The sequence below is a fragment of the Phenylobacterium sp. genome (assembly GCF_016793285.1).
Lineage (GTDB): Bacteria > Pseudomonadota > Alphaproteobacteria > Caulobacterales > Caulobacteraceae > Phenylobacterium.
In genome coordinates this window covers 1-5,485 of the sequence record NZ_JAEUMO010000178.1, presented here as the reverse complement: position 1 = coordinate 5,485, position 5,485 = coordinate 1, and the positions used below count along the sequence as shown (strand labels likewise).

The following is a 5,485-nucleotide window of genomic DNA, read 5'->3' as shown; positions in this document are numbered from 1 at the left end:
CGGGCGCCGCGGACCAGGGTCGCCAGGACCGCGACCGCCTCGATCATCGCGAAGGTCTGGCCGATGCACACGCGCGGTCCGCCGCCGAAGGGCAGGTAGGCGAAGCGGTGGCGCGCGGCGCTCTCCTCGGCGCCCCAGCGGTCGGGGTCGAACACGTCGGGATCGCGCCACAGGCGGCGGTGGCGATGCAGCGCGTAGATCGGGATGAAGACGAACGTCCCCTGCTTCACCGGGCGCCCGCCGGCCTCGGTGTCCTCGGCGCACATGCGGCTCATCAGCGGCAGCGAGGGATAGAGGCGCATCGCCTCCTGGATCACCTGGCGGGTGAAGACGAGGCGCTCGACGTGGGCGTTCGTGATCGTCTCGTCGCCGGCGACCGCGGCGATCTCGGCGCGCACCCGCTCGGCCGTCCGCGGATCGACCGACAGCAGGTAGAGCGCCCAGGTCAGCGCCAGCGCCGTGGTCTCATGCCCGGCCCCGATGAAGGTCAGCAGGTTGTCGCGCAGCAGGACGTCGTCCATGCGCTGCCCGGTCTCCGGGTCCTGCGCCTGCATCAGCAGGTCCACGAGGTCGCCGCGCGGCGGCTCCCGGCGCCGCCGGGCCACCATCCGGTCGACCATGGCCTTCAGGTAGACCATCGCACGGTGGCCGCGCGGGGCCAGCGCGACGCGGGTCCAGGTGGGCCATTGCAGCAGGTCGGCCACGTTGATGCCGCCCAGGGTCTCCAGGTAGTCGGTGATCTTCCGCGCCGCCTGCGGCACGTCGATCCCCTCGCCGCCCGACAGCATGGTGTCGAGGATCACCTCGAAGGTGATGGCGGTCATCTCGGTGGCGATGTCGAGCCGCGCGCCGTCGCCCATCTCGCGCCAGCGCCCGAGCGCGGCCTCTGCGGCCGACACCATCGCGGGCGTCATGGCCGCGACGTTGTCGGGCCGGAAGCCCGGCGCCGCCGCGCGCCGCTGCCAGCGCCAGTGCTCGCCCTGCGCCGTGAGCAGCCCCTCGCCCAGCGCGGGCTTGGTCACCCGGTCGAACATCCAGTCCTTCGGAAAGGCGGCCATCCGGTCGAGCAGGATGTCCTTCAGCATCGCCGGGTCGACCGCGTAGAGGAACTGGCCGCGCTCGAAGAACGGCTCCTCGTAGACGGCCCGGGGCCAGGCCTCGATCGGGTTGTCGATCAGCTTCCATAGCGCGTGGAAATAGGGCAGCGGCTGTTCCGGCGGCGTCACGCCGGGCGGGGTCGGTCTGCGGCTGGAGATGTCGTTCATGGGCGCCACGCGAAGGTTAGGACACCGGACGGCGCGCCGCCATGCCCGAAGTTGAGGCGCCTTGCGTCGGGCAGGGCACAGACGGGGTTTGCTTCTCGGATTTGAAGGACGAAGCTGCTAGCTAACGCAACAGGGACAGGGAGGAGTTTGCGCGAGGCATGGCCGCACCGGTCGCCATACGCGGACAGCGGAGCCTGCTCAGGCAGATCCGCGAGGCGCTTGCCGGGGGCGGCCCCGCGCAGCAGCGCCTCGACATGGTGGTGCGCATCATCGCGCTCTCCATGGTCGCCGAGGTGTGCTCGATCTACCTGCGGCGCGCGAACGCCGAGATGGAGCTGTTCGCCACCGAGGGCCTCGACCTCAAGGCCGTCCACGTCACGCGGATGAAGCCGGGCGAGGGCCTGGTGGGCGAGATCATGCGGCTGGGCCGGCCGCTGAACCTGGCCGACGCGCCCGAGCATCCCGCCTTCTCGTACCGCCCCGAGACCGGCGAAGACCCGTATCACGCCTTCCTGGGCGTCCCGCTGCTGCGCGGCGGCCGGACCATCGGCGTGCTCGTCGTCCAGAACCGCACCGAGCGGATCTACTCCGAGGACGAGGTCGAGGACCTGCAGATCATCGCCATGGTGCTGGCCGAGATGGTCGCGTCGGGCGAGTTGATGACGGTCGGCGAGCTCGAGGGCGTCGAGCTGGCGCCGCGGCGGCCCGAACGGATCAAGGGCTCGAAGTTCGCCGAGGGGCTGGCCTATGGCGCCGCGGTGCTGCACGAGCCCCCCGTCGCCTCCTCGCAACTGCTGTCCGACGACGTGGCGGCCGAGCAGGAACGGCTGGACGCCGCGCTCTCGGGCCTGAAGGACCAGATCGACCGCATGCTGGAGGGCCAGCACGGTCTGGTCGACGCCAGCTACGACGTGCTCGAGACCTACCGCATGTTCGCCCACGACCGGGGCTGGAACCGCAGTCTCGAGGACGCGGTGAAGAACGGCCTGACCGCCGAGGCCGCCGTCGAGCGGGTCCGCTCCGAACATCGCGCCCGCCTGGGCCAGGCCCGCGACCCCTACCTGCGCGAGCGGCTGCACGACCTGGAGGACCTCAACGACCGGCTGCTGCGCCACCTTTCCGGCGACGGCAGCGTGGCGCGCGACCTGCCGGACAACGCGATCCTGATCGCGCGGAACCTCGGCCCCGCCGACCTGCTGGAGTACGACCGCACGAAGCTGCGCGGCCTGCTGCTCGAGGAGGGCTCGTCGGCCAGCCACGCCGCCATCGTGGCCCGCGCGCTCGACATCCCCTGCGTCGGCCGGCTGACCGGCCTGCGCGACCAGGTCTCGGAAGGCGACCCCGTCATCGTCGACGGCGAGACGGGCGAGGCGTTCCTCCGCCCCCGCGCCGACATCATCCGGGCGATCCAGGCGCGCATCGAGGTGCGCCGCCAGCGCAAGGCCGAGTTCGCGAAGCTGCGCGACACGCCCGCCTTCACCCGCGACGGCGTGAAGATCTCGCTGCTCATGAACGCCGGCCTCGACGTCGACCTCGAGAGCCTGGCCGACACGGGCGCCGAGGGCATCGGCCTGTTCCGCACCGAGTTCCAGTTCATGGTCTCGGAGGAGCTGCCGAGGCTCGGGGGCCAGACGCAGCTCTACGCCCGCGTCATGGACGCCGCCGGCGACCGGCCCGTGACCTTCCGCACCCTCGACCTCGGCGGCGACAAGGTGCTGCCCTACATGGAGGCCGAGCGCGAGGAGAACCCGGCGCTGGGCTGGCGGGCGGTGCGCATGGGCCTCGACCGCCCGGCGCTGCTGCGGTTGCAGCTCCGCGCCCTGATCGCCGCCGCCAAGGGCCGGCCGCTGCGGGTCATGTTCCCGCTGGTCGCCAGCGTCGACGAGTTCCGCTCCGCCCGCGCCTTCGTCGAGACCGAGGTGGCCTGGGCCCAGCGGCGCGGCCGCCCGGCGCCGTCCCGCCTCGACGTCGGCGCGATGATCGAGGCGCCGTCGCTGGTCTGGCACCTCGACGCGCTGCTGCCGATGACCGACTTCGTCAGCGTCGGGACCAACGACCTGATGCAGTACCTGTTCGCCGCCGACCGGGGGAACCCGCGGGTGGCCGACCGCTACGACTTCCTCTCGCCGCCGGCGCTCCGGGCCATGGAGGCGATCCAGCGGGCCTGCGCCGAGACCGGCACGCCCGTCTCGGTGTGCGGCGAGATGGCCGGGCGGCCGCTGGAGGCGTTCGCGCTGGTGGCGCTGGGCTTCGAGCGGCTGTCGATGCCGGCCACCGGCGTCGGGCCGGTGAAGCAGATGGTGCTGAGCTGCGACCGCGAGGCGGCCCGCCGCGGCGTCTCGGCGCTGCTGAAGTCGTCGGCGGGTTCGGTTCGGAACGAGATTGAAACCCTCGCGCGCAAACTCTACCTCGCCGTCTGATCCTCGCCCGAATCCGTTGAGACTGTGAGGCGGACGGCAGGAGCCACCGACCCCGCGTGCTACGCAGACGAGCCACTAAGAAGCCGACCGACCGGGACCGCGCGCGCGCCGCCCTGGCCGCCGCCGTGGCCGAGGTCGATCGCGAGCCGGCCGCCGCGCCCGAGACGCTCGAAGCCGTCCCGCCGCCGCCCGTCGACCCGGTCTACCAGCAGGAGAGCATCGGCGAGGCGCTGAAGGCCGCCCGCCTGGACCAGGGCCTCACCCTGCCCGAACTGGCCGAGACGACCCGCGTCCGCCGCGCCTATCTGGAGGCGCTGGAGGAGATGCGGCTCGACGCCCTGCCCTCGCGTCCCTTCACCATCGGCTACATCCGCGCCTACGCCACGGCGCTGGGCCTCGACCCGGAACTCGCGACCGAGCGGTTCAAGGCCGACGAGCCGGTGCTGGACGAGCCGCTGCGCGCGCCCGTCGGCGTACTCGACGAGCGCGACCCGCGGGTCGCCGCCTTCCTGGTCGGCGCGCTGATCATCATCGCGGCGATCGTGATGTGGAACGTGGCCCAGCGGGCGATGACCGCGAACGCGCCGGCGCCGCCGCTCGCGTCCGAGGCGGTGAGCGAGAAGGCGCTCGCCCAGCTCAAGGCCGGGCCGATGGAACTGGGCGCGCCGCTGCCGGCGCCGGTGGAATCGACCACGCCGCCGCCCTACGAGACGCCGGGGCTGGCCAAGGCGCTCGGCCTCGAGGTCGCCCCGGGTTCCGCCGCGCCGAAGCCCGCCAGCGACGGGCCGCACGTCGACCTGGCGTCGCTGCCCCCCTACTTCGTGCCGCAGGGCCGGATCTACGATCCGGGCATCCCGGGCGCGGCCTCGACGGTGGTGCTGCAGGCGCTGAAGCCCGGCTCGCTGATCATGCGCGGCGCCGACGGCTCGGTCTATTTCGCCCGCCAGCTCTCGAAGGGCGAAGCGTTCAGGGCGCCGCAGACGCCGGGCCTCAGCCTGGAGGTCTCGAAGGCCGAGGACTTCCAGGTCTTCGCCGGCGGCCAGTCCAGGGGCGTGCTGCCGTCGCAGCAGGTGCTGGCCTCAAAGCTCGCCGCGCCGCCCGCGACCGCCACCGCCGCCCCGCCCGCCAAGCCGATCCCGAAGGCGGCCGCGACACCGACGCCGGTGCTGAAGCTCCCGCCCCCGAAGGCCGCGCCGGCGAACTAGGCGGCGCGTCCGCGAGCGGCGAAGGCCGCCTCTCCTCTCCCCGAACGTCATGGCCGGGACAGGCCCGGCCATGACGTTCGGTGGGAGGGAGAGAGGTCGTCTGATCCCAGGCTGCCCCACACCCAGGAACGTCATGGCCGGCCTTGTGCCGGCCATCCAGACGCGCAGGCGTGCGGAAGCGGCCCGCGGCGGGCGCCGCTGCGAGCTTGGTCGGATCGGTGCTTCTGGATGGCCGGGACACGCCCGGCCATGACGTTCAGGTAGGGAGGGGAGCGCGCGTCAGCCGCCCGGTCAGGACGTGTCCGTCAGGCGCAAGGGCGCCGAGCCGGCGAGGAGGGCGGCGCGGCCCTTGGGGCGGCGTTCGGGGTCGAGGAGGGCCTCGGCCCTGGCGTAGCTCTTGCCGATCTTGCGCACGGCGGTCTCGACCGCGGCCTGGATGGCGGCGGCGTCGTGGTCCGGGTCGCCGGTGAGGCGCAGCGGGGTTTCCCAGTCGGGGCGTTCGTATTCGTTCCAGTCGCAGCGTTCGGGAGGGTCGCCGCGCTCTTCGTGTTCCTCGGACTCGGCGTCCGGGTCGGTCTCGGCCACGGCGCGCGGG

4 protein-coding genes are annotated in these 5,485 nt (G+C 72.9%); 2 read left to right on the top strand and 2 right to left on the bottom strand.

Annotated features, from left to right (window positions below):
* The coding region (locus tag JNL41_RS15720) for a cytochrome P450 (protein WP_293476546.1) at positions 1 to 1,265 on the bottom strand (1,265 nt) is incomplete at its 3' end.
* A gap of 158 nt (positions 1,266 to 1,423) precedes the next feature.
* Here JNL41_RS15720 and ptsP point away from each other — a divergent pair.
* Positions 1,424 to 3,685 (top strand): phosphoenolpyruvate--protein phosphotransferase, encoded by a 2,262-nt coding sequence (gene ptsP, locus JNL41_RS15715; protein WP_293476544.1) that lies wholly within the window; start codon positions 1,424 to 1,426, stop codon positions 3,683 to 3,685.
* 56 nt (positions 3,686 to 3,741) lie between these two features.
* Positions 3,742 to 4,890 (top strand): helix-turn-helix domain-containing protein, encoded by a 1,149-nt coding sequence (locus tag JNL41_RS15710; protein ID WP_293476542.1) that lies wholly within the window; start codon positions 3,742 to 3,744, stop codon positions 4,888 to 4,890.
* A 291-nt stretch (positions 4,891 to 5,181) separates the two neighbouring features.
* Here the strand turns inward: JNL41_RS15710 and JNL41_RS15705 are convergent.
* Positions 5,182 to 5,485: hypothetical protein (locus JNL41_RS15705; protein ID WP_293476540.1), on the bottom strand; the 304-nt coding region annotated here is incomplete at its 5' end.

Excerpts from the sequence above, each read along its gene's own strand:
- ptsP (WP_293476544.1), top strand. The coding sequence starts at position 1,424 with ATGGCCGCACCGGTCGCCATACGCGGACAGCGGAGCCTGCTCAGGCAG.